Annotated in this window: 21 protein-coding genes and 1 pseudogene; all 22 read right to left on the reverse strand. The window is 54.6% G+C overall.

What is annotated here, in order from left to right; translation table 11 throughout:
- Positions 1–154: 154 nt before the first annotated feature.
- The gene (locus VMH34_05415) at positions 155–1606 is read right to left on the reverse strand and encodes an ABC transporter ATP-binding protein (GenBank protein ID HTT08212.1); all 1452 of its coding nucleotides are present in this window, start codon (positions 1604–1606) and stop codon (positions 155–157) included.
- Positions 1599–2396 (reverse strand): ABC transporter permease, encoded by a 798-nt coding sequence (locus VMH34_05420; GenBank protein ID HTT08213.1) that lies wholly within the window; start codon positions 2394–2396, stop codon positions 1599–1601. The genes VMH34_05415 and VMH34_05420 overlap by 8 nt, the downstream gene beginning before the upstream one ends.
- Positions 2393–3508 (reverse strand): DegT/DnrJ/EryC1/StrS family aminotransferase, encoded by a 1116-nt coding sequence (locus VMH34_05425; protein HTT08214.1) that lies wholly within the window; start codon positions 3506–3508, stop codon positions 2393–2395. The genes VMH34_05420 and VMH34_05425 overlap by 4 nt, the downstream gene beginning before the upstream one ends.
- A gap of 128 nt (positions 3509–3636) precedes the next feature.
- Positions 3637–4218 carry an acyltransferase gene (locus VMH34_05430; GenBank protein HTT08215.1) on the reverse strand — a complete coding sequence of 194 codons (582 nt, stop codon included), beginning with the start codon at positions 4216–4218 and terminating at the stop codon, positions 3637–3639.
- 4 nt (positions 4219–4222) lie between these two features.
- Positions 4223–5284 (reverse strand): Gfo/Idh/MocA family oxidoreductase, encoded by a 1062-nt coding sequence (locus tag VMH34_05435; GenBank protein ID HTT08216.1) that lies wholly within the window; start codon positions 5282–5284, stop codon positions 4223–4225.
- A gap of 157 nt (positions 5285–5441) precedes the next feature.
- Positions 5442–5867, reverse strand: coding sequence for a DegT/DnrJ/EryC1/StrS family aminotransferase (locus VMH34_05440; GenBank protein ID HTT08217.1), 426 nt, complete (start codon positions 5865–5867; stop codon positions 5442–5444).
- Positions 5868–5872: 5 nt separating this feature from the next.
- Positions 5873–6013, reverse strand: a pseudogene (locus tag VMH34_05445) (sugar phosphate nucleotidyltransferase).
- A 21-nt stretch (positions 6014–6034) separates the two neighbouring features.
- Positions 6035–6994, reverse strand: coding sequence for a GDP-L-fucose synthase (locus tag VMH34_05450; protein HTT08218.1), 960 nt, complete (start codon positions 6992–6994; stop codon positions 6035–6037).
- A gap of 5 nt (positions 6995–6999) precedes the next feature.
- The gene (gene gmd / locus VMH34_05455; GenBank protein ID HTT08219.1) at positions 7000–8106 is read right to left on the reverse strand and encodes a GDP-mannose 4,6-dehydratase; all 1107 of its coding nucleotides are present in this window, start codon (positions 8104–8106) and stop codon (positions 7000–7002) included.
- Between the two features lie 84 nt (positions 8107–8190).
- A complete protein-coding gene (locus VMH34_05460) occupies positions 8191–9309 on the reverse strand; it encodes a glycosyltransferase family 4 protein (GenBank protein HTT08220.1) in 1119 nt (372 codons plus the stop codon).
- Between the two features lie 15 nt (positions 9310–9324).
- Positions 9325–10071, reverse strand: a complete 747-nt coding sequence (locus VMH34_05465; GenBank protein ID HTT08221.1) for a glycosyltransferase family 2 protein — start codon at positions 10069–10071, stop codon at positions 9325–9327.
- Between the two features lie 70 nt (positions 10072–10141).
- A complete protein-coding gene (locus tag VMH34_05470; GenBank protein HTT08222.1) occupies positions 10142–11140 on the reverse strand; it encodes a lysylphosphatidylglycerol synthase transmembrane domain-containing protein in 999 nt (332 codons plus the stop codon).
- A 3-nt stretch (positions 11141–11143) separates the two neighbouring features.
- Positions 11144–13507, reverse strand: coding sequence for a hypothetical protein (locus tag VMH34_05475; protein HTT08223.1), 2364 nt, complete (start codon positions 13505–13507; stop codon positions 11144–11146).
- Between the two features lie 2 nt (positions 13508–13509).
- Complete coding sequence (gene wecB / locus VMH34_05480) at positions 13510–14625, reverse strand: UDP-N-acetylglucosamine 2-epimerase (non-hydrolyzing) (GenBank protein ID HTT08224.1); 1116 nt, start codon at positions 14623–14625, stop codon at positions 13510–13512.
- On the reverse strand, positions 14622–15374 hold the full coding sequence (locus VMH34_05485; GenBank protein HTT08225.1) for a glycosyltransferase: 753 nt from the start codon (positions 15372–15374) through the stop codon (positions 14622–14624). The genes wecB and VMH34_05485 overlap by 4 nt, the downstream gene beginning before the upstream one ends.
- An 81-nt stretch (positions 15375–15455) precedes the next feature.
- The gene (locus VMH34_05490; GenBank protein ID HTT08226.1) at positions 15456–16292 is read right to left on the reverse strand and encodes a glycosyltransferase family 2 protein; all 837 of its coding nucleotides are present in this window, start codon (positions 16290–16292) and stop codon (positions 15456–15458) included.
- A 199-nt stretch (positions 16293–16491) separates the two neighbouring features.
- Entirely contained in the window at positions 16492–18039 is a 1548-nt protein-coding gene (locus VMH34_05495) for a hypothetical protein (GenBank protein ID HTT08227.1), read from the reverse strand.
- A gap of 1 nt (position 18040) precedes the next feature.
- The gene (locus tag VMH34_05500; protein ID HTT08228.1) at positions 18041–20641 is read right to left on the reverse strand and encodes a phytanoyl-CoA dioxygenase family protein; all 2601 of its coding nucleotides are present in this window, start codon (positions 20639–20641) and stop codon (positions 18041–18043) included.
- A 39-nt stretch (positions 20642–20680) separates the two neighbouring features.
- Positions 20681–21979 carry an ABC transporter ATP-binding protein gene (locus tag VMH34_05505; GenBank protein HTT08229.1) on the reverse strand — a complete coding sequence of 433 codons (1299 nt, stop codon included), beginning with the start codon at positions 21977–21979 and terminating at the stop codon, positions 20681–20683.
- A 2-nt stretch (positions 21980–21981) separates the two neighbouring features.
- Positions 21982–22776 (reverse strand): ABC transporter permease, encoded by a 795-nt coding sequence (locus VMH34_05510; GenBank protein HTT08230.1) that lies wholly within the window; start codon positions 22774–22776, stop codon positions 21982–21984.
- A 165-nt stretch (positions 22777–22941) separates the two neighbouring features.
- Positions 22942–23562: a winged helix-turn-helix transcriptional regulator gene (locus VMH34_05515; protein ID HTT08231.1), complete on the reverse strand. Its 621-nt coding sequence runs from the start codon at positions 23560–23562 to the stop codon at positions 22942–22944.
- A gap of 51 nt (positions 23563–23613) precedes the next feature.
- A complete protein-coding gene (locus VMH34_05520; protein ID HTT08232.1) occupies positions 23614–25086 on the reverse strand; it encodes a mannose-1-phosphate guanylyltransferase/mannose-6-phosphate isomerase in 1473 nt (490 codons plus the stop codon).
- Between the last annotated feature and the right edge of the window lie 31 nt (positions 25087–25117).

A 25117-nucleotide genomic window follows, 5' to 3' on the forward strand; every position in this document is an offset into this window, starting at 1 on the left:
AAGATGGACTTATATATTGGCCTGGCCAGTTAAATATAAGATTTCTAGGTGGCGGAGGCGGAGGTTTAATTTTGTCACGAATTTTCGTAAACGAATCTTTAATTTTCTCCCACATAGAATGTATGTACCTTATCTCATCCATATACAATTTGATTTATTTTGATGCGTTAAGTGATGATCCGAATTCCCATCTCGCGGGATGATGGAACACTGGCGATTCACGCCCATCAATCTCAGTAACATGAAATTCAATACATCTAGCCAGTAAATCAAACCGTTTTGCGGTGTTGATTTCACGCGGATCTGTATCATCAAAAACCGAGAACGATAAAATATAATCACCCGCTCCCAAAAGTAGCGGATCGATTTGAACGGTTACAAATCTAACTTCGTTCTCCGAAATCTTAAAAAAATCCACGGAGCTAGTTATCCATGCCAGTCTTCTGCCATCAAGCCCAAATATCGAAACATAATAGCGGCAGCGAAATTCTCCATTCATTTCGGCACGTAACTTGATGCTGATTTGCATACTGCCGCCTGTTGTAAAGTTCGTAGTGGAAACTCCATTACAAGATATTTCTATATTTAGAATTTTTACTCCAACATTGCTGGGCCAACGAAAAACCTGTTTGCCATTCTCCAGCATGATAGAAAATGCCTTAACGTTGTGGTCTCGTTGCAACAACATTTGGGGGTCAATTCTTTTAGCAATCCAATCTTTATTTGCATATCGGGGCGTTGTTTCACCAGCTTGGTGCTTTCCATCACCATGAAGCGCTATTGGCGACGATGACCAAACTGCCTGTATCACTTGTTCCTGACAAGCAACCTCGTATGAACCCACGATTTCTCGAGAGTTACCTTCCATTATTACTTTACCTTTCTCTATCCATACTGCTCTATCACAAAACTGCAAGACTTGAGGCATCGAATGTGAAACAAGTAGCAGAGTGCATCCAGAATGTGCCAGACTTTCCATTCGAACCGACGATTTCGCACTAAAATAAGCATCACCGGCTCCGAGTATCTCATCAATAATTAGAACATCTGGTTTAATGGCCGTCGCGGCGGCGAATTGGACGCGCGCTTGCATACCTTGAGAATAAGTATTCATGGGCTGATGCAGAAACTCACCGAGCTCGACAAATTTAACAACGTCCTCAAGGGCTGCCTCAAAATCATCGCCTAGCAATCCGTTGTAAAGTAAAGAAGAGCAGATGTTCTGGTAGCCGCTGAACTCGGGATGGAAGCCAAGCCCCGTCTGCATCAAGGCCTGAACCTTGCCGTTGACGGTTATCTCCCCGGAGGTCGGTGCGAAGTTGCCGGTGATGAGCTTGAGCAGTGTTGTCTTGCCGGCGCCATTCCTGCCGACGACGCCGACTCTCTCGCCACGCCGTATGGTCATTGAAACGGCATCCAGCGCCTTGAATTCCTCAATCGCGCGCCGTTTCAACGGCAACCAGCGATATAATCCCAACTCGTCGAGCACGCGCTCGCGCTGGCTGGCGTAAAGACGGTAGATCTTGGTCAGGTCCCTGCATTGAATCGCAATCGCGGATTCGGCGGGAACTGCCGTGATTGCGGTCGTTGGCAAATCCTTACGCATATTCATAGAACAGCTGTTTGCCGCGCTGCCAGGCCCAGTAACCGGCCATGGACGAACCCAGACCGAGCGTCACGGCAATCAGCACGACCTTCCACGATGGCAGTTCGCCCAGGACAATGAGACTCTGATAGCTCGTCACGAAATAGAAGAGCGGGTTGAGGTACATGATGAATCGCAGGTGTCCGGGCGCCATATCCGGGGTATAGGCGATCGGCGTGACGACCAGCAAGACCATGGTCACATACGTCAGTATCTGCTGAATATCGCGAATGAGCAGGTTAAGCAGGGACAGTACCCATACCACACCGGTCACAAACATGATTTGCAACAGCATGACGATCGGCACCAGCAACAGCGTGAGCGAAGGCTGGCCCAACGCGACATCGGCGGCCACCACCAGCAGGAGACCGACGGGCAGCACGACGCTGGCAACCAGGACGCTGCGCAGCGGAATCATCTCCGCAGGGAAGACTGTATTCAATAATATCTGTTTGTTCGCGGCCAGGGATGAGGACCCCGCACTGAGCGCGCCTCCGAATGCGAGAAACGGCACCATTCCAGAAAAGATATAGAGTATGTATTCCCGCTGCCCCATCGCGGCCGGCTGGATTTTGAAAATAACGGTATAAATAAGCGTATAAAGCCCGAGAAAAAATACCGGGCCGAGCACCACCCAGACCAAACCAAGGAGCGAGCCGGCGTACATGCCGCGGATCTCGACAGCGGCTGTCTTGAACAGGATCCCACGATGCGACCATACGGCGGAAAAAGGGGCGCTGAGAAATTTCATCTTGTTTTTTGCGCTTGATCCACTGCCGCGAAAACGGCATCCACCACCCGTTGCTGGGTGTCGTCGTCGAGAAAAGGATGCATGGGCAGGCTGATGACGCGCGCGGCGGCGGCCTCGGAGACTGGCAGCAACCCCGGCTTCTGACCTGCGCGGGCGAAGGCGGGTTGCAGGTGCAGTGGCGTCGGATAATGGACGGCGGTCGGTACGCCTTTCTGCCTGAGCTTTTCCGCCACGGCTTCGCGGTTCCCGACTTGTATGGTGTATTGGGCGTAAACGCTGGTGTTGTGGGGCTCAAGATACGGCGTGGTTATGCCGGGGTTGCTTCGCAACAATTCCGTATAACGGGCGCCGATACGCTCACGCGCCGCCACTTCGTCAGGGAAGCTTTCGAGCTTGGCCAGCAATATGGCCGCCTGCAGGGTGTCGATTCTGCCGTTGATGCCGATGCGTGGATGATGATAGCGGCGATCCTGGCCATGCACGTGGATCTCGCGCATGATTTTCGCCAGCGCGTCATCATCGGTGAAGCAGGCGCCCGCATCGCCATAAGCCCCGAGCGGTTTTGACGGGAAGAAGCTGGTGCAGCCGATGGTGGACAGGGCGCACGATCTCCGCCCCTTGCAGGTGGCGCCGAAGCTTTGTGCACCATCCTCGATGACCGGCAGATTGTGCCGCGCGGCGATGGCATTGATGGCATCAAAGTCGGCGCACTGGCCGTAGAGGCTGACCGGCATGATGCAACGGGTACGCGGCGTAATCGCCGCCTCGATCAATTGCGGATCGAGGTTATAGGTGCGCGGGTCGATGTCGACAAAAACCGGCTTTGCGCCGAGAAGCGCGATGGTCTCCGCGGTGGAGATGAAGGAGAACGGCGTGGTGATGACCTCATCGCCAACCCCCACTCCGAGCGCCATCATGGCGATGAGCAGCGCATCGGTGCCACTCGCCACGGCGATGCAATGTTTGGAGCCGCTGTAGGCGGCGAGACGTTCCTCAAGTTCCGTGACCTCCGGGCCCAGGATGTATTGCCCCTGTTCCAGCACGCGGCGTATGCGCGCATCGATGTCCGCCTGCAACTTACGATACTGTGTCTTTAGATCGATAAATTCCATCGATTTATTTTTACATCATCATGGAAACCGTTCGTGCTGAGGTATCGAAGCACGAACAATCGATTGTAGCAGGCGGTATTCGCCCTTCGATACCTCAGGGTGAACGGAATTTTTGAAATTGGCCTTGGTCACTCCCCCACCACGACACACACGCCGTTTTGCAAGCGATAGACTTCACGCGTGCGGGGACAGTGTGCCTCACCGACGCCAACCAAGGGCAGGTCGAGGCGTTCGCCGTGGCGGCTGATCCAGCCGATCTGCTTCGCCGGCACGCCGACGACCAATGAGTAATCGGGAACGTCACGGTTCACCACCGCGCCGGCGCCGATGAAGGCGTATTCACCGATGGTGACGCCGCAGACGACCGTGCAGTTGGCGCCCAATGTCGCACCACGTTTCACGAGCGTATCGCGAAATTCGTCCTTGCGCGACACGAAGGAGCGGGGATTGTAGACGTTGGTGAACACCATGCTTGGCCCGCAGAAGACGTCATCTTCCAGCGTAACATTGTCATAGACCGAGACGCTGTTCTGTATACGGACATTGTTACCGATGACCACATGATTTCCGACAAAGACGCCCTGCCCCAACATGCAGTCCCGGCCGATGCGAGCGCCGCCGCAAACATGCACCCAGTGCCAGATCGCCGTACCCTGACCGATCTGCGCACCCTCATCTACTATGGCTGTCGGATGAACCTTGTATTCCACTGGCTCAATAATCCAGAGGCAAAGACACGCGGTGACCATCGCGGGCGGAGGTGTAGGCAGCGACAAGCAACTCCAGAGATCGCAGTCCCTCACGGCCGTCGGTGTCGGGCTCCGCTTCTCCGCGCAGCACTTTAATCACGTTGTCGTAATAGAGCGGGTGGCCGAAGCCGTAAACGGAAGTGGTCTGATAGCTGGCCCCCTTGATTTCCTCATCCATTGCATCGGCCTCGGCAAATTTCCAGTGTTCAATTTTATTCACCGCCAGACCACCGACACGTACGGTTCCCTTTTCACCGATGATTGTGATTGAGCCCTCCAAATTTTGGGGATAGGTCAGCATGGTAACGGCAACAGTACCCAGGGCGCCCGAACGCCATTTCACGTTCATGACACCGCTGTCTTCGACCTGGATATCGCGCGCCAGCGTGGCGGTATAGGCCTGCACGCTCTCCACAGGGCCGATCAGCCAATCCAGTAAATCGATGTAATGACTGGCCTGGTTCATGAAGGCACCGCCGTCGAATTCCCAGGTGCCGCGCCATTTGGCGCTGTCGTAGTATTCCTGTGGACGCGTCCAGAACACATTGATGCTCACCATGTAGATGCGGCCAAACCGCTTTTTCTCGAAGGCCCGCTTGAGCAGTTGCAATGTGGCATTGCGACGATTTTGCTTGACCACGAACAACCGTACATTGGCAGCGTCACAGGCCGCCACCATCCGTTTGCCGTCGTGCCAGCGCGTTGCCATGGGCTTCTCGGTCACGACATGAAGTCCTGCTTCGGCTGCTTGTATGGTCTGTTGCGGGTGCAGACCGCTCGGCGTGGCGAGTACCACCACATCCGCTTTGGCCTGCTTGAGCATTTGCTCGAAATGCAGAAACTCCCTGGCGCCGGTTTCCTCCTTGGCCTTGGCGAGCACGCGTGGATCAATATCGCAGACCGCGACGAGGTCGGCGTTTTCCTGATGCTTCTTAAAGGCCTCAAAATGATTTTTGGAGATGCGTCCACAACCGGCAAGTGCAAAACGAATCTTCCGATCTTTAATGGGCGGCTTGAATTGGTTCATCATTTGATACGCCTCCTGATTCACTGTTCCGCTTGTGGGGGAATTCTCATTTGAAATAATAAAATACGCGATGGCCTACACACCGGCATAATTCATAACGCACAGCCTCTTTGAGATTCCCCGTGCCATTTCCCTGGCCAGCGCCTTCTGCTCACGACTAATCCAATCTCGCGCCTCTAAGCGAATTGAATACTTGTTCGCATATATAGTCTGACTCCGCGTCGCCCACGCAGGGCCCGATGGGCAGCGTCAGCAGACGTGGAGCGGCATCTTCGGTCGCTGGAAGACTGGTCCGCGCTGCATAGAGCGGCATTTGATGCAGCGGCGCGTAGTGCAGGCTCGCGCCCACATTGTGTTTTCTCAATTCGGCGATGATCTGATCGCGGGATTTCTTCATCCGCTCGACGGGCAGCAGCACCAGAAATAAATGTTTCGCATGGTTCGATCTCAGCACGCCCGCCTGAAGCCGGACGCCCTCGAACTGTTCCAGCATTTTGGCGTAGCGCCGGGCGGTCTCCAGCCGCCTCGCCTGCAATTCCGGCAGGCGACGCAACTGCACGCGGCCGATCGCCGCCTGCAGAATGGTGGCGCCGCGTCCTGCAGGCCCATGGAGAAATCATGCCCGTAAAAGATATTGTCGCCGAGAACCAGCGCGCAGCGATCGGTCGCGATGAAATCCCGGCCAATCAGGAAGGCCTGGGCCAGGCCCTCTGAATCCGGCGCCTCCCGTCACCAATATGACGTTGCCACTCATGGGGCTTTCCGCCGGACGTCTGTTGACCGGCTGGTGTCAGGAAACACCTTGTCATAGGTGTCGCGGATGCCGTCCTGCAGTTTGATCTTCGGGCGCCAGCCGAGATTGAAGATTCGGGCCGCGTCCGAAAGCTTGCGCGGCGTACCGTCGGGCTTGGAGGCGTCATAGACGATCCCGCCGCCATAGCCGACCACGTCCTTGATCAACAAGGCCAGATCGCGAATGGATATCTCCTCGCCCGTGCCGATGTTAATGATCTCCGGATCGTCGTAATGCTCCATCAGGAACAGGCAGGCGGCCGCGCAATCGTCCACGTGCAGAAATTCGCGCAGCGGCGTCCCGGTGCCCCAGAGGGTGACCGTTGGCGCATCGTTCACCCTGCCTTCGTGGAATTTGCGGATCATCGCCGGCAGGACATGGGAGGTCTGAAGATCAAAGTTGTCCCCGGGGCCGTAGAGGTTCGTGGGCATGGCCGAGATGAAACGGCAGCCGTACTGCCGCCAATAGGCCTGACAGAGTTTGATGCCCGCAATTTTGGCCACGGCATACCACTGGTTGGTCGGCTCCAGAGCCCCGGTCAGCAAATATTCCTCCTTGATGGGTTGATCGGCATATTTGGGATAGATGCAGGTGCTCCCGAGAAAGAGCAGTTTCTTCACCGCGCAGCGGTAGGCCGCGTCGATGATATTGGCCTCGATCATGAGGTTGTCGTAGATGAATTCCGCCGGATGGGTGTCATTGGCCAGGATTCCCCCCACCCTGGCGGCCGCAAGAAACACATGGTCGGGCCGCTCCGACTGGAAGAACTGCCGCACCGCGGCCTGTTCCTTGAGATCAACCTCCTTGTGCGGGACGGTGAGAATGTTGGCAAATCCCCGCGCGCGCAACGCCCGCACGATGGCGGAACCGACCAACCCGCCGTGACCCGCCACGAATATTTTCGCGTCCTTTTCCATGAAGCCTATTCGAAATAATGAAACACGCGATATCCTTCACGGCGGCATAGATCGTCGCGTTCGGCCTCCTTGAGATCCTCCCGCATCATTTCCTTGACCATCTCTTCAAGCGTGATCTTCGCGACCCATCCGAGTCTGGTCCGCGCCTTGGTGGGATCTCCCAGCAGCGTATCGACCTCCGTGGGGCGGAAGTATCGGGGGTCGACCTTGACCAATACCCTGCCGGTGCGCCGTTCCCGGCCTTCCTCGCTCACACCCTGCCCCTGCCAATCCAGTTCGATGCCGATTTCCTTGAAGGCCAGATTCACGAAGTCGCGCACGGAATACTGCCTGCCCGTGGCAATCACGTAGTCATCGGGCTCCGACTGCTGCAGCACCAGCCACTGGGCCTCGACGTAATCCTTCGCGTGTCCCCAGTCCCGCAGGGCGTTGAGGTTGCCGAGATAGAGGCGCTCCTGCAGTCCGAGTTTGATGCGCGCGGCCGCCCGCGTGATTTTGCGGGTGACGAAGGTTTCCCCGCGCACCGGTGATTCATGATTGAAAAGGATTCCATTGCATCCGTAGATGCCATAGGCCTCGCGGTAATTGACGGTGACCCAATAGGCATAGAGTTTGGCGGCGGCATAGGGACTGCGGGGATAAAAGGGAGTGGTCTCGTTCTGCGGTATCTCCCGCACCTTGCCGTAGAGTTCGCTGGTCGAGGCCTGGTAGAAACGGGTCTTTTTTTCCATGCCCAGAATGCGGATGGCTTCGAGCAATCTCAAGGTTCCCAGTGCATCGGCGTTCGCGGTGTATTCCGGGGTTTCGAATGAGACGGCGACATGGCTCTGGGCCGCGAGGTTGTAGATCTCGCCGGGCTGCACCTCCTGCATGATGCGGATGAGGTTGGTGGCATCGGTGAGATCGCCGTAATGCAGTATGAATTTTCGATCGGATTCGTGGGGATCCTGATAAAGATGATCAATGCGGCCGGTGTTGAAACTCGAAGACCGGCGCTTTATTCCGTGAACCTCGTAGTTCTTCTTGAGAAGGAACTCCGCCAGGTACGCGCCGTCCTGCCCGGTGACGCCGGTAATCAACGCCACTTTCCTGTTCTGTCGGCCTTTTTTCATTGTAGTCTCCTGCTGGTACTGATTCTGATTACCCTGACCACGCCACCGCCCTGCCGTGAGACGTCGATTGTAATGGCATGCGATCTACCGGCGTGAGACCGTCAACCGCCGGTAGAGATCAACATACGCCGCCGCCATCTGCCTGGCCGTGAAGAGCTTCCAGTATCGCTCTTCCGCCCGCCGCCCCATCGCCGCCGCCTCGTCCGGATGTTCCCAGAGGTGGCGCATGGCTTCGCGAAGTGCGGTTGGATCGCCGGCCGGCACTACAATTCCCGTTTCCCCTCCGATATTGATGAACGTCGTTCCGGTCCCAATTTCGCTGGAGATCATCGGCTTGCCGAACATGGCGCCTTCCAGCAACGATATGCCGAAGGCCTCGGAACGAAGGTGGGAGGGGAAAACCACGCCATGACACAGGGTCAGCAAGGCCGTCTTGTCTTCCTCCGGCAGTTGACCGAGAAAATGCACGTTACGCAAATCAAGTTTCGCTGCCTGCGCTTTCAGTTCCTGCTCGATGGGGCCGGCGCCGACAACCACAACCGGGTAATCGAGCCCACGTGCCGCCTCCATCAGAATGTGCAGTCCCTTGTAGTAACGAATGGCCCCCACGAAAAGAAAGAACCGTTCACCAAGCCGCCCCCGCCAGAAAGCGAGACGCTCTGGTGTCGGCTTTGGATAGGATGCCTTATCCATGCCGATGGGGATTACGCTGACCTTGGCGGAGAAACGATTCAAGACCTGGCTGGTAGCCAGATAGTTTGGGGATGTCGCCACAATATGATCAACACTCGCCAGGAAGCGCCACATGAGCGGCCGATAAAGTTTCAAGAGGTGCCGCTGGCGGATGATATCCGAATGATAAGTGACCACCGTCGGTTTTTTTACGCGAACCGCAAAGTGCACCACGTCCATGAACGGCCAGGGGAAATGATAGTGAATGACATCCGCGTGTTCCGCCAGTTGCGCAAAACGCAGCAATACCGACGCCGAAAAACCCGTTGACGCAATCTGAAAATCCTGGCGCGCGCGGTGGGCGCGGTGGCCGTGAATCTCAATCGTGCGGGCAACCCCCTTCCTGCTCAATGACAACACCTCCGCCTCCACCCCGAAATCCGAGACACCGCGCGCCAGCTGATTGATGACCTGTTCAATGCCTCCAATCGTGTCTGGAAAGTATGTCCTGTAGAAATGCAAAACCCGCATCAACCGACGCCCGGCTCATCCCGCCATTGCCTTGAACCACACGGCGTACGGCTGGGCCAGCCACCATTTCAACGGCACGCGGCCATAGTGCCTGCGCACGACTTCCATCGCCTCACGGTAATGCAGCCGGCGTCTGTTCTTTGTCTTGGTGTCCGCGTGCTCCCGGTTGCACGCGACGAATTCATCGACAAACTGCAAGGGCCCGAACGCCTTGAACAGCCGCCACCATAAATCGTAATCCATCGCCATGTGAAGTTTTTCATCAACGCCGCCGGCGGACTCCCACGCGGATCGCCTGATCAGTGTCGCGGGTTGGGAAATGATGCAGCGCAAGGCCAGACGACGCTCGGTAAAGGGCTCCACCCATGCGGGACGCCGGGTCCGGGTCTTTTCAACGACATTCCAGGATCTGCCGTACGCCGCCGGCGCGGCGGGACGACTTTCCAGGGCGCGGAGCAAAAGCGCCAGACCACCGGGTAGCAGCCGGTCATCGCTGTTCAGCCAGCACACGTAAGGCGCGCGTCCCTTCGCGATTCCCTCGTTGATCGCCTGCGCCTGCCCACCGTCCCTGCGGCTACGCCAGCCCGCCAACCTGTCTTCCCATTTCCGGATTACGTCAACCGAGTCGTCCGTCGAGCCGCCATCGGAAACAAAAACTTCGACGGGAATTTCCTGCTGAAAGATTGACGCCAATGCTTCATCAAGATAACGACCATGGTTATACGACGGAACGGCAATTGTAATCAGCGGATCTACAGCCATACGTTATTCGCCACTATTGGTCAGGAAATTCAGTTTCCTTCCACAGTTTTATCATCTTGAACACTAGCAATTAACAGACACGAGTTGCTTTGTCTGCAAGACCATATGCCGCGCGGCTTTCTCTTACTGCGGCGACGAATGCTCGAATTGAAAACAGCCCCGGGAGACTTGATAGAAGAATTATCACGCCATATAACACGGTCATGGCAAGAGCTTGCTCCGAGCCAACCCCCAATAATCCAAACAGATGGATACTACTCAGTTCTCGCACACCCCAACCAGCATACGAAATTGGAAGCGAGGCAAATACAGAAAAAACGGGGACTACAAAAAAACAATGGCTGATGTACAGTGCCACTCCCATTGCTTTTGCGGTGACATAGAATATTAGGCACATCCCCATGTTGATAATGAATGAGGTTACCAGCGCCGCCCAACCGGAGCTTGTACTGAAGACATTAATGATGCCAAAGTATATTTTGGACAAGAAATCCAGAATTCGCTTGGAAATAATTTTGTTTCCGACCCTTATAAATAATCCCAATATAAAAATTCCTATAAATGAAAATACAAATACCACAACAACCATTATTTTCACTTCGGCGTGCATCCCATCAAGGCCCTCCATGAATGATGAAATAATCGCCAGGAATAATGCCGTAACCATCGCGCTGAATTTCTCGGCAAAAAAAGCGCCCAGCCATCTACCCTGATCGGCACCTCGATAGCGCAATGTATAGCTTCGCACAAAATCTCCCGCAGCAGATGTGGGCAGAATATTATTAAGAAAATGTCCAGACCAGACTGATAATATATCTTTACGGAACGTAGAATAGATAGTCAAAGCTCGAAGCACAAAGTGCCAGCGAAGCGCCTGAAAAAATACCAGTACGATCGCGGCATAAATTGCAATAATGAGCATTCGCATTTTTTCAATACGAATCATCATTAGCTGGTCAAGGTCGATCTTGTGAGCTACAAAATAAAAAGCGAGTATAGTAATCCCCAACTTCAAGGAGAGAATGTAAAGAGTTTTATTTTTATTGAGCAATGTTGTAATTACTGCCATTTTTCATGCACCGCGATTAATTTTTATACTGCTTAATGCGAAGTTTAGAAACCGAAAATCAATTAAAACCTCAGGGCGGATCAATGCACCGTAACGAGCAACCGGCTTGACGTCATCCTGGCTCTCAACATAAAAACAATTCATGCCCGGCTTTAGATCGACAGCCTGAAAACGAACTCTGGTATTTCCCCGATCAAAAGAAGCCTCATGTTGCCCAGTTGGTGTTCTAAACCGAAGGTTGCGGCGCGCCGGGCCATTTACAAAGCCGGGGATTGCATCAAACTCAACATCGACTCGTTCTGATCGGACTGTAAATACATAAATCTCGACCCCATGCTCAATCCATCTGAATTTCGTAGGAAATCCTGATGCTTTTGCTTGAGCAGTCGTAAGTGTCTCAACAGGATAAGCTCCTCTGCCAACAAAAGCATAGCGGTCAACTTTCGAGACGAAATAGGCGGAATAGTATTCGTTCTGAAAGAATGGTTGCGCAATTTGATTGGTAGAGAAAAAAATATCGGGCTCCGATTTTTTCCCATAATCGCTAATCAGGATTGCATCCTGTGGCATCTTTGGCGCGCTGCTACACGGCATGGTTGGAAGCAACCTGTCCTGAAGCGGCTGAAAATTGTGCGTCAGGGCTGTGACTGTTCTCTCACGAAACTCATTTGCCAGCCAGGCATTTTTTATGCCGTTATTTAAGTGAAAAATGAGTGGTCGGTCTGCAACGGACATAAGCTGTGATTTGAGTTGGACAACCCCAATCATGCCGTTTATATCGCGTGCATTCTCAAACTTGGCCATGTGAAATGCCGGCAAAAAAGAAAGCTCATAGTTTGCGGCTGTTATAATATTGGCGGGCAGAAATAATAAACTAACACCAATAAACGGGATGTCATATAGCCGCGGCTTTTGTGTGGATAAATAAATTGCGCCGAGAAGAATTGGACCCAGCAGTGGAATAAGCCAGTCCCCAATCTTAAAGATTGCATAACCGGAGCGCGTGACAAAAAAGGCAAATGAACACATCAAGGCAATCGCTGAAATTGAACCAATAATTGCTTTGGCGCCCGCAGGCATTAAATCTGATCGAAAAACTTTGGTTAAGGCCCAGAAAAATGTCAGAAGAATTAACGCGCCGATAGCAAGAAGCTTCCAATTTCGAATTTCACCAGTGCCGAGAAGGCCATCGAATACCGAAGCATTTGTTGGGTATGTAAAAAAACCGAATAAAAGAGGAAGGAACCCCTCCGTGACATATTCGGTGAATACTGCCGGCGATGCGCTCCCGGGGGCGGCGGTTTTAAGGGAAAGAGCGATCCAATTGATTATTGCACGCTTGGTTTCCCCAAGCGAAAGAATACGAACCAATAAAAAAACGGCGAGACTTCCTGCGACAATCATGGTCCACCCGCGAAAATTATTTAAAGCATTCTTTTTATGTGCAAGACTGGACAAGAGAAATGCCCCGGCTATCACTGCGAGTGCAAAGAAACATAAAATTACATAAAAAATATATAAGGCATTTAACAAAAGGACGATTGCGATCACATCATTTATAGCAAAGTGATGCACGCTCGCATCTTTATTCGCTGTGGCTAACAGTCTCGATGCATATATGCAAACAGCCATAAACAGGGGAAGTGCGCTTATCTGTCCAAGCAAATAATAGCTATACTCCTGAGCAAAGCCACCCGAGAAGATGAACAATGCAACAGCAACACTCGACAATAGAATGCCAAAGCAGTAGATGCTCCGCACAACTGCGGCAAAGGCAAGAGCGTTTATAACGACCAGGCTGGATAGCAGGGCGGAGTTAAAATGAAGCGGATTCAGGCCAAAGAACTTCTGAGCAAATGCGCCGATCAGTGAGATCGCAAATCGGCCTTGCGGGCCCGCGCTACCAGTAAGCGGCAGGATCGAGGAATCAACTCCAGTGTCAAATTCGAGAACGGAATGGGTACTGAGATAGACCGAATCCTGACTATTATAAAAGAAATCATAATTGACGGCGCCAAAAAAATTCTCAATTCCAAAATTGATCGCAGGAATTAAAATCAGAAATGCCGGCAAGCTGCAAAGCAGCGCCATCTTAAGTGATACATAAGCTTGCGGCAGCAATGCGCGCATTTGTAATCTGCGACGGATCACAATCAAAGTCGAGGCTACCGCCAACAGCCCAAACGCCACCGCCATACCATCTGCACCCGACAAACCGAAGTTTGCGGAAATTACGTGCCCAATAAAAACAGATGTAGCCAGGCCGAATGTCGGTGCGAGAAGGAATTCACTGGACGAACCGCAAAGCATCAGCGGCGATAGCCCCAGCAGGCTGAAACCAATAACCATGCCCAAAGTAATCAGCATGGTCAAAGCTTGTTCTCAAGCACGTCACTAAGATGTTTCACGAGCCGCTGGCTTGCCTTTCCATCTCCATAGGGTGAGTATCCGATGACCATCTTGCGGTATACCTCGTCATCGTTCAGTAGCTTCATCACCCAGTCGTAGATAAGTTCTTCGTTGCTACCCACCAGAATTGAGCCGCCGAGTTCAACCAACTCCGGCCGTTCAGTTTCATCACGCAGGACAAGTACGGGTTTATTTAACGCCGGGGCTTCTTCTTGAAGTCCTCCAGAATCGGTCAATACGACATGGCACGCCCGCAGATACTGCATTAACTCCTGATATGGCATCGGGTCAACCAATTTGACATTCGCCACACCTCCAAGCGATTTATATACGACACCGCGGACGTTGGGGTTCGGATGCACTGCAAAGATAACGGAGATGTCGTTCGACTGGGACGCAATTCGTCGAACCGCGTTACAGATTCGCATGAGTGGATCGCCAAAATTCTCGCGGCGGTGTGCCGTGACGAATACCGTCTTCTTGCCTTGGACCGAAGTCGCAGAATCCGCGATTAATCTGTTCACAGTGATCTGAAGCGCATCTATGGCTGTATTACCAATCATAAAGATGAATTTTTCGGAAATACCTTCATTACGAAGATTCTGAGCAGAGGCTTCTGTCGGTGGAAAGTGCATCGTAGCGAGACGACCGACGAGGACTCGATTCATCTCTTCGGGAAATGGGGAATTTCTATTAAAGGTTCTTAATCCTGCTTCAACATGGGCAAAAGGAATTTTTTCGTGAAACGCCGCAAGTGCCGATGCGAACACGGTGGTCGTATCACCCTGTCCAATTATGCAATCGTACTTCTCGGCGTTGAATAATTTCCAAAATTCCGTCAGTAATCGACCACAAAGCACGCTGAGATCTTGATTGGGCCTCATTACATCCATGTTCCTAGTTACATTCAGACCAAACCATTCGATCAATGGGATCAAAAGTTCTCTATGTTGCCCCGTACAGATGGTTTCCACCTCAAAACGCTCTGGCATGCCCTGCAATGCAAGTATCACGGGCGCCATCTTGATCGCTTCAGGTCTGGTTCCAAATACGCATGCAACCTTGAATCGCCTCATTTCATATCCCAAAATCGCCATGCTAAAAGTTTCTTAAGCAACTGAAACGAATTCCCGAAAACATCCATCTCTGAAACAGACAGCTTGTTATCGTACGCAAGCATTAACGGTATTTCTCTCATCCTGGCGTTCGATTTATTCAACTTTAAGAGCAATTCCACCATACATGCGAAGCCCTTTTCTTTCAGTAATGGCGGATCAAATTTCGATAAGGCATCCATGATAATTCCGTGCCTGTAGACACGATAGCCGCAGGTATAGTCCCTAACATGGAATATCGGATGAACCAGCTTGTAAAGTACGGCCGCACCTACGCTCAGAAAGATTCTATGAAAAGGAACTCCTGTGATAGTTGCGCCACTTCTGTATCTGGATGCAATAACCAAATCTGTTTCTGGCTGATCTTTTAAAACATCAAGCATCTGAGGAATCTGAGCCGGATCATGGGTATTATCACAATCCATCACCACTAACACATCCTCTCTTCCCCCCCGCTTAGCGAACTCTGATAGCAGTGCATTCATCCCTGAACCCAACCCTTTATTTACAACGCCGTCTAGATAGATGATTTCGATGAGTGGAGTCCAAGCCAATACCTCTTTTTTGGTTCCATCTCGACAGCCATCGTCATATACGATAACCACAAGAGGCATCGGAAGAGACGCCTGTAATTTATAGATACGAGTAAACAGGGGTTTAATCGATTTTTCTTCATCATATGCAGGCAACCCCAAGTATATTTTTTGCATAACAATTTCTTTTTTTTCTCGATTTGTCTCCGATCACAATTATTTTAGTTTTTCAGTTCGGCTTGTAAATGAGTAAACGAATCATGAGGGCGCTCCCAGTTTGTTTCGAATCTGCCACCCCAGATCAGTGACGACATGCTTCACCAGGTAAGGCAACACTGCCTTGCGCACCTCGGTTCGCGAGGGGACCCTACCCCACACGCGTTGCCGGATGCGATCCATTTCCTGACAACCCACCTCTGAAATCGCCGCCGACGTTTTCTGCTGCGGATGCACCCGGAATCCGCCCAGAAAGCGGGGCAACCGGGCGAAGCGCGCCCCCGCGTCACGAAAACGAACCAACAAATCCCAATCCATGGCGAAGCGGAAAGACTCGTCAATCCGTCCTCCCACCTTGTCCCAGATGCGCCTGCGCCAGAAGATCGTTTCCTGCGGGACGTAGTCCGCCCATGAGAGTACCGCGTCATCATGGGCCGGCAGCATCCAGCGGCCTATCTGATGATCATTTTCGTCAATCAGGATGCGGTGGCCATAAACTACGTCGACCTCGGGATGCCGGTTGAAATACTCCGCGACATAAGCCAGCGCGCCGGGGAGCAGAATGTCGTCGGAATTCAACCAGGCCATGATTTCGCCCGAGGTCTTTGCAAAGCCAAGATTGAGTGCCTGCGATTGTCCCCTGTCGGGGCACGACTCCCAGCCCGCCAGTCGCTTCGAATAACGATCCAGGATTTCCCGGGTACCGTCCATGGAACCGCCGTCCTGTACGAAATATTCCAGATTGGGATAGTCCTGATCGAGCACGCTATTGATGGTGCGTTCGATAAAGCCGGCCTGTTTGTATGAGGGCGTAACCAGTGAGATTTTTGGGAGTCGAGTAATGGAGACGGGCTGCGCGTAATGCGCTGGAAGACGCATCTCCCGTGGTACATGCTGATTCAGATTCCCTAATCGGGGACTAAAAACCAGATTGTCCAAGCGAGGACGCAAAACAAGACGTGAAAATCCATACGCCCCCAAAATGCAGCGAATTATCGGATGAAGCGCGCGTCTCAGACCAGGAAAAGCGGCACGGTAAATGTCCAGCACCCTTCGTTGCCTGTCAATTGCCGGCCTCTTATGCAGCAAGCCGTGCGTCATCCGCAGACCAGCAAATCCGTGATAATGGTAATCCCAGCAACCTCCGATCGCCCGCGGCTGCGAATGGAATGACCGACCACGAGAAGCGGTGCCATCCCTTTGAATCACTAGTCACCTCAACCGCAAGACTCGTACGACTCAAAGACAACTTTTCGATCGGAATGCGATGACCATCAAATTCGACACGTATGAAGTCTTCGGCCTGCATGGGACGCACTGGTTCCCATTCGAGCGTAATGTGGTGACATCCCTGATGAAGCGGAATATAAACGCACGCGGAATGCATGGACCAGCAGAAAGCCCTGTCTGCCAGCGTCTCCTGATCGTGGAAACCAAGCAATTCGACGCCATCACCGTGGTCGCCAACCCTCCATCCGCCTGAATGAGAAAGATTCGGGTTGCGAACAGCGGGTATCATGGCGCCGGAACGCGCGAGATAGTGCAAACGCCCCTTGTGCACGAGCATGCCCAGCCAGTCGACATAGGCGGCTTGCGCGGCCCGCGGCTCAAAACGACGAATCACGTTCTTCAGGCGCAGCCGTGCGAAAATCTCGGCGAGACAAGCGCCCAGGTAGCCGCCACCTGTCCCCTTGAAGCCCTTGAGCAACCATCCGAACAGGTCTTCCATCAGTCTCCACAGGGAGGTGCCATCCGTGGAACTGTTGCGCCTGCTCAAACGCCGTCTGATGAGCGCCGGCAAGGCCGCAAATCGCAATCGCGCCATCTCAAGGAAGTCGGCTGACGTACGCCCACGAAGCTCCTGCAGTTCGGGAACTGGCGGGAAATAGTCCGCCCTTGCATCATCCATGCCCTGCGCTGCGAACTTGATCTCACCATGCGCAAAATTAAGGGTGTAATCTTCCAAATCTGTCAGCCTGCCGCTGTAGGCATGCCGGACGACGGGCGTGAAGTCAAATTCCACATGGTGGCCGGCGTGGTGCAGGCTGGCTGACAAAAGCCGTTTGGAGAAGTATTCGTACTCCGGCTCAAAGCCACCACAGGCGAAATAAATGTTTTTCCGCACCAGGAAACACTGGTCCACCGCCTTCAGCCATTCGCGCTGAACTGGTTTGTCGCGAATGTCCCTGGCGTAGATCCCGGCCGCAAGTTTCGACAGGAGATTGTCGGTAAGCGGTGCGGTGACGCTGCAGATGCCCGCCCATTCCGGGTGGGCGGCGACGGACTCCATCAGGTGCGTCAGTGCATGGGGTTCGGGTACGCAATGCGACTCGGTAAAGAGCAGCCATTCGCTTTCCGCCAGTTTCGCCGCCACCGCAACGAGGGGAATGTCGTGATTGAACGGATAACATTCCAGCCGATCCCAGGGCTGCAGATACTTCCGCAATTTTTCCACGATGCCCGCATCGAGTGATTGCGGCGCAGCGACCACAATTTGATAGCGATCCCGCGGGTATGACAGCGTCTTCGCCCAGCCCTCGATGCACTCCACCGCCAGCCCCTGATGGTATGCCATGGGCAGGATGACTGATACGTCAAAACGTGATGGATTTTCTTCTTTTTGCATTTCAGTCAAACGCCAGACTGTTCCGCATATCCTGACGTTCACCACAATGGGATGTTCTCCAGGCTGGCGTCAATGCAATGCGGCGAATCCCCAATCCAAGCGTTCGCTTATCCCCGCTGGCGGGATTGATATCGCACGGCCGCAAAAGCTCCGGCACCCTCAACGAGACACGCACCCGGTCACTGCAGATCCGCAGAACATGGCCTGGCACGTACGCCTCCAGAATCACCATGTTGTCGACGCGCTGCTGGCGCAATGTTAGGAGATGTCCGTTCACCCGCGCGTGGACTGCATTGACCGCTTGCGGCGCCAGCATATGGATGATTTCACAGCGCAGCACATGATCGCCGGCACCGACGGGACGGAAATCAATCCATGCGTCCGGCTCCAGCCCCGTCCAGGCGAAATGGTGCGGGCCATCGGTTTCCCGGAGATGCCATCCCATCCCGGGAATGGGACGGTCGAACGTAAAGTCATGCCCTTCCGGCAGCGACGCCAGCCATTTTGTGTCGGGCTCAGCCGCTGGCGGGGTGACACAACGGTTGAACCCCATGTGGTCATGCCCCCTCAGCAGAATGCAGGGGAATGGTTCATTGACCCTGACAACCGGCGTCGTGACGCGGACGGCCAGCCCCAAACGGTTCTCGCGGGTCAGATTCGGATTTGAGTGATGTAACAACCGTTCGTTGAAGAGAAAAAACTGGCCGGGTTTGAGGGCCAACGTCATTTTCTTCGTCTCGTCGACACAGGCTGGGTCTGATGCCACACCCCCGAACCGCAGGCTCAAGCGCGGATCCGTGTCACGAATGGGTGGAATATTCTGCCGGTGCGACCCCGGGATGACTTCGACACACCCGTTTTCCGGCGTGGCCGGTGTGATTGCCAGCCATGCCGAAACGTTCAGCACCGGTTTGATCTGCCAGTTGTAGTAATCCTGATGCCAGGGGTACTCTTCCATATGGTCAGGCTCGGCAGGCGGCTTATTGAACAGATTGGAATTCCACAGGATGAGATCAGGACCTAAAAGCGATGCCATGCGATCGACAATCGGGGGTGAGGAGCACAGCTCGTAGACAGTGCGACTGTCGAGGTGACGGACGCGAAGGCCGAAAGGACAGTAGGGAGTCGGGATTGTCAGCACGCGGTCATAAATGATCCGCCGTACCTTTTCCATCTCCTGCGGTTCGAAAGCAGTGAAGGGTCCTAAAAAACCCTGCTCCTGAAACTCCTCCATTTCGTCGGGCGACAAAGCAAACTGAGCCGGGCTCTGGGCGGCCGTTTGATCCCCGGGAGCGGTGAAACCTTCGGAAGAAGGTCTTCGTGCGCGCCGTCGCCCCCTCTCTCGATCGGATTCGACAATGTCGTGTACGCGTTGATACGCGTCGCGGCTTGCGGCAACCTGACGCTCCGCGGCTTTCAGAAGCAGAGACCGCGCCGATTCCGCACCGCGCCACCTCTCCGCGATTGCCGCCGCCAGGGTCTCATTGGTCTCGCTGCGGTTCAATGGCACGATGCTGCAACCGGCGCCGAACTGCGCCTGAAGTCCTTGCAGCTTCGTCATATAGTGCGGCGACGCCGCCAATGCGACAACCGAGACACCTTGCGACAGAGCGAACACCGCGGCGTGATAGCTGCCTGTTATCACCAGCCGGCAACGGCCGACTTGTCGCACGATATCCTCAGGCGCTGCCAAATGCTGACCGGTATCCTGATGCGTCGGGAATCCGGCCAGCAATGCGCAAATGGCGTCCGGATCCGAAGGTCCGGACATTGAAATCGGCACGGGTAGGAGCGAAGCCGCAAGCCCGTTTGCAACCTGTTGCAAGGTTCCCCGCAAATGTTCGATAGTGCCGGCATCAACGCCGGCGTAATCGGCCCGCCGCAGGTTGATGCCCAGACCGTCGCCCAGGGCGGGCGGGCGGGCCTCGAATGCCAGTTCCACGGCGTCGTCCCCCGTCACGGCTACCTGTTGTTCCGCAACGCCGAATGAACGCACTACGGCGGGACTTTGCAGTGACTCCCTGCAGCCAACCAGATTCAGTCGTGGCAGCACAGCCATCATCTTCCTGGACAGAGTCGGATCGCGGATTGGCTCAAATCCACAACTCAGGATGATCGCCGGTTTGCCGAATCGCATGCCAGCTTCCAGCGTATCCAGGATCGTCCAGGCGTGGTCGGCGAAGCAGTCGCTAAAATAGCCTCCGCCCGTCGCAAGTACGAGGTCGCAATCCCGCAAGGCGGACAGAATCCGTGCCGAGTCGGTAACCGGCCGTATCCCACCCTTGCTGCCCCAGTCATAGTACTCCGGCGCGTTGCCCTGCCTCCGGGCCGTGCCGCCGGGCCCAGCCTCCCGCAAAATCTGATCAGAAAACCGGCACCTCGGCGAAAGCAGGAGGGGCAGGCGATCATGGGTCAATACCAGGGGGGACACATCGGAACAGGTTGCGATCAGCAGCTTCTCGTTCCTCGTAATCCAATCAATCTCGCAATCAGGCCATATCTGACGCAAACGACGGGAAATGATTTGATAGAGCGCCCGGTCCCCCTGATTGTTGTTGTTCGAGAAATAGTTTCCCGAATCAATCAGGATATGTTTTTTCATTCCGCACCTCCGGAACAGGGGCGCCACCGGTATTCAAACTCACACGCCGGCTTCATAAGCGCCGGTTACGGGCAGCCCCACCATTCCCAGGAATGGCGCGGTATTGTTTTCATAATTCCAGTAGATCTGCAAGGGACCCAGCCACTCGGTTTCATCCAGCCTCACGCCTTTGTTTGCAACATTGAACGTTGCATATGAGATCTGGAAGGAATAGAGACCGGCTTCCAGCATTAATTTGATGCAAAGCTCCAACATCCCGGATACATTCTCTCCCACCGGGCACGGACCCAGGCCCAGCTGACGGGAACCGGTAACCGTGGCGATTTGATCGAATCGATTCTTGATCGTCAGGGATATATGCGCCTCCTCCCCCTGACGCGCCTGAAAATAGATGCGCATGCGTATCGTGTCACCCATTTGCACCTGGGTGGCCGGATGACCATCCGGCCCCAGTACCACTACTGCAAGCAATCGGACGGTATTTTCAAGCGCTGAATTCCCGGAACGTTTCCAGATGGCTGCCTGCATGATGTCATCCCGCACCGGCGGGGGCTTCGACGCGGCATTATCAGGGGTCCGTTCAGCAACCGATGCATGCACTTCCTGCTGTTCCTTCAGATATTCCCGGATCGCCTCTTTGCAATCGCCGACGAAGACCGCTTTCCCGCCCGCTAAATACACCGCCCGGCTGCACAGATCGCGCACCGTTGCCATATCGTGCGACACGAAAAGCAGGGTCACGCCCTTGTCGCAAAGCGAACGGATATAACCGAGACACTTTTGCTGGAAGAAAAAATCCCCCACGCTGAGTGCCTCGTCAATGATGAGAATGTCGGGGTCAGACAGCACCTGCACGGCAAAAGCCAGGCGCATCATCATGCCGCTGGAGTAGGTCTTCACGGGACGTTCGAGCACATCGCCAATTTCCGCAAAGGTGACGATTTCATCAAAACGACGGAGGATTTCCTTGCGGTCCAGACCAAGCAGCAGGCCGTTGAGGATGACATTGTCCCTGCCGCTGTATTCCGGATTAAAACCGCTGCCCAGTTCGAGCAGTGCGGAGACACGTCCATTGATCTTAACTTCTCCCGTGGTCGGGTTCAGAATCCCCGTCAGGATTTTTAAGAGGGTGCTTTTGCCGCTGCCGTTACGACCAATAATGGCGGTTGCTCCGCCGCGACGGATCTCAAAGCTGACATCCCTGAGGGCCCAGACTTCCCGCATGCCGGACCGTCGTTTCTGCCGGAGGGTGTGCAACAGCCGCTCCCGTTGATTTTCAAAAACCTTGTAGCGCTTGCCCACACTGCGGACAAAGATGGCGGTGGCGTCGCCAATCATCCTCACACCATGTCGGCAAAGCCGGGGCGCAGGCGACGAAACAAAAGCAACGAGCCCCAGGCAAAAAGTGAAGAGAACAGAAAATAAGCGGTCAACCCCGTCAGGTCCGGCCCCCGCCCGAAGTAGAGCACGGCGCGAAACTGCTCCACCACAAAAGTGAGGGGGTTAAGCATCAGCAGGCGTTGCAACATGGGCGGCGCGGCATCAACGCTGTAGAAAATTGGCGTAAGAAATAACAGCATATGTGAAAGCGTGCCGGTCAGCTGGCTGATGTCACGCACTATGACGCCGACGGCCGAGAGCAACCAGCCGAGGCCGAGCAGAATGGGGGAAAAACATATCAGAACCAGCGGAAAGAGGAAGGCGGTTGGCTTGGGGAGGCCGAACAGGAGAAGGTGGCCGATAAACCAGACGGCGACGCCAATCAGGGCATGGAACAGCGCGGTGAGCACCATGACCACGGAAAGAATCTCCAGAGGAAAAACCACTTTATTGACGAAGTGCGAATTGGCGGTGACAAGCACGGGCGCTCTGTTCAGACATTCTGAAAATGCGTTGAAGATGATAAGGCCGGCAAACAGCAACAGAGTGTAATCGCCCGTGCTGCCGGGAAACCCCCAGCGCGACTTGAGGATCACGCCAAACGCGATGGTGTAGACGGCGAGCAGAAAGAGCGGCTGAACGAACGACCAGATCACGCCCCCAAAAGAACCACGATAACGACCGGAGAACTCCCGTGTGACCAGCTCCCATACAAGCTCATGATGATTTCGGAGGATCAGAAACAATTCAACCATCCTCCGTTTGCTTGTTTCTCATCAGCAGTTCAAACCCAGAGGGCATAAATTGGATGATTGCCGGCACGCTACCGCCCTGCCGTGTCCGTCGGACACGGCGGGCAAGCTTTCACCGTCCAAACCGCGGCGACGATCTTCAGTCGCGACAAACCCGCGCCATGCTGCTTACCTGGAATTATTGCGGGTGAATTTCAATCCCAAAATATCCGGCACGAGGATTCTTTGGTCCTCGATCCGGGAGGAGGCTTCTTTATAAAGCGCCGCCGGATCATTCACTGCTGTCAGCACGCAGGCATCGAAGTCGGGCACCTGCTCGAAACGGCGCCATACGGGCCTCGCCACAAAACGACTGCGATTGCTGGATGGATCGAATGTGCCGATAATCTGGATGCCGTGCTCCTCCGCGCGCAATGAGGCAATTTCGGCAAATTCGGATACGCCGCACAACAACAGACGATTGAATTTTTCCTGATCGCAGATGTGGAACACCTTGGCGCAGGAATCCCCCGCGCGGCGGTAGAAATCGAAAGAGACGGAAAGATATTGGGCGGTCAGCCGGCTCTTTTCAGCGAACCCCTTGGGTGTAAGGTAGTAAAGATAACGGTTGGCCGGCGCCTGCTTGATCTTGACCAGGCCCTTGCGCACGCAACGCTTGAGGTAAAGGTTGGCGAGTCCCAGCGCCACGCCAAGATTGTCGGCCAGATGGCGCTGCGACACGTCGCTGCGGGTGTCGATGGTCTCCAGTATGCCCCGCGTAACGGCGTCTTCGCGGCTCGGAGTGTTCATAATATGAACACTATAGGCCCACCCCAAAAGCGCCGTCAAGGGAGAGTCAGATCAACTGCGGTTGTACAGGTCTTCGAAGCGGACGATGTCGTCTTCGCCGAGATAACGGCCGGATTGCACCTCGATGACCTCCAGCGGCGCGTCGCCGGGGTTCTCCAGCCGGTGCCTGATTCCCTGCGGAATGTAGGTGGATTGGTTTTCGGACAGCAGGAACACCTCCTCGCCGCGGGTTACGCGGGCCGTTCCCCTGACCACGATCCAGTGTTCGGCGCGGTGATGATGCATTTGCAGGGACAATTTGCCGCCGGACTTGACGATGATGCGCTTGACCTGGAACCCTTCACCGGCGTCGACGCCCTCATAACTGCCCCAGGGGCGATAGACGCGGCGGTGGCTGAGACGTTCCTCGCGCCCCCGGGTTTTCAGCCATTCGACAATGCGTTTGATATCCTGCGCCCGGCTTTTTCTGGTCACCATCACCGCATCCGCGGTCTCCACCACCACCAGATCGTCACAACCGATGACCGCCAGCAATCGATGCTCGGCAAGCAGGGCGTTATTGGCGGCGTCGATGGCGCAGATATCGCCGCGGATGACGTTGCCTTCCGGATCGCGCCGGGAGATTTCCCACAAGCTTGACCAGGCCCCGATATCGGACCAGCCGGCGGCCAGCGTCACCACGGCCGCTTTGAATCCGGATTGCGCGGTCACCTTTTCCATGACCGCATAGTCCACCGAGTCGCTGGGGCAGTTGCTGAAGGCCGCGGCATCGAGGCGCAGAAAATCGCCATCCACGCTCGTATGCGCGCACGCCGTCCGGCACGCGGTGAAAATCTCCGGACGAAACCGCCCGATGGCGGCGAGCCAGACCGATGCCTTCATCATGAAGATGCCGCTGTTCCACAGATAACCGCCGGATTCCACATACCGCCGGGCGGTCGCCTCGTCCGGTTTTTCGACAAATGATTTCACCTCATGCGTGCCACCCTGACCGTCGATTGCATCGCCCATGGCGATATATCCATAACCGGTCTCCGGGCGGATCGGCACGATGCCGAACGTCACCAAATATCCCGCCTGCGCGAGTTCCAGCCCCTGAGCCACCGCCTCATGGAAACAGGGCGCCTCCTGGATGACGTGATCGGCGGGCATCATAAGCAGAATGGGATCGGCGCCGGCAGTCGCGCTGATCAATGCGGCCACGGTAAGCGCGGGGGCGGTATTGCGGCCCGCCGGCTCGAGCACGATGCGGCCGGCTTCTCGTCCCAGTACGCGCATCTGTTCCGCGACCAGGAAGCGGTGTTCTTCATTGCAAATAACCAGCATTGCCGCGCTGGTGGTGCCGGCGCTTTTGACATGGAGGCCGTCGAGGCGCCGCACGGTCTGCTGCAACAATGACTCCTCGCCAAACAAGTTCAGGAATTGCTTCGGATAATGCTCGCGCGAGAGCGGCCATAGACGCGTTCCACCGCCGCCGGCGAGGATTACCGGTTGCAACACGCGGATATTTTTTTCCACGCTCATATGTCGATTCAGTATACCCTTCCGGAAAAAA

Source organism: Gammaproteobacteria bacterium (assembly GCA_035501935.1).
Classification (GTDB): domain Bacteria; phylum Pseudomonadota; class Gammaproteobacteria; order JAJPIJ01; family JAJPIJ01; genus JAJPIJ01.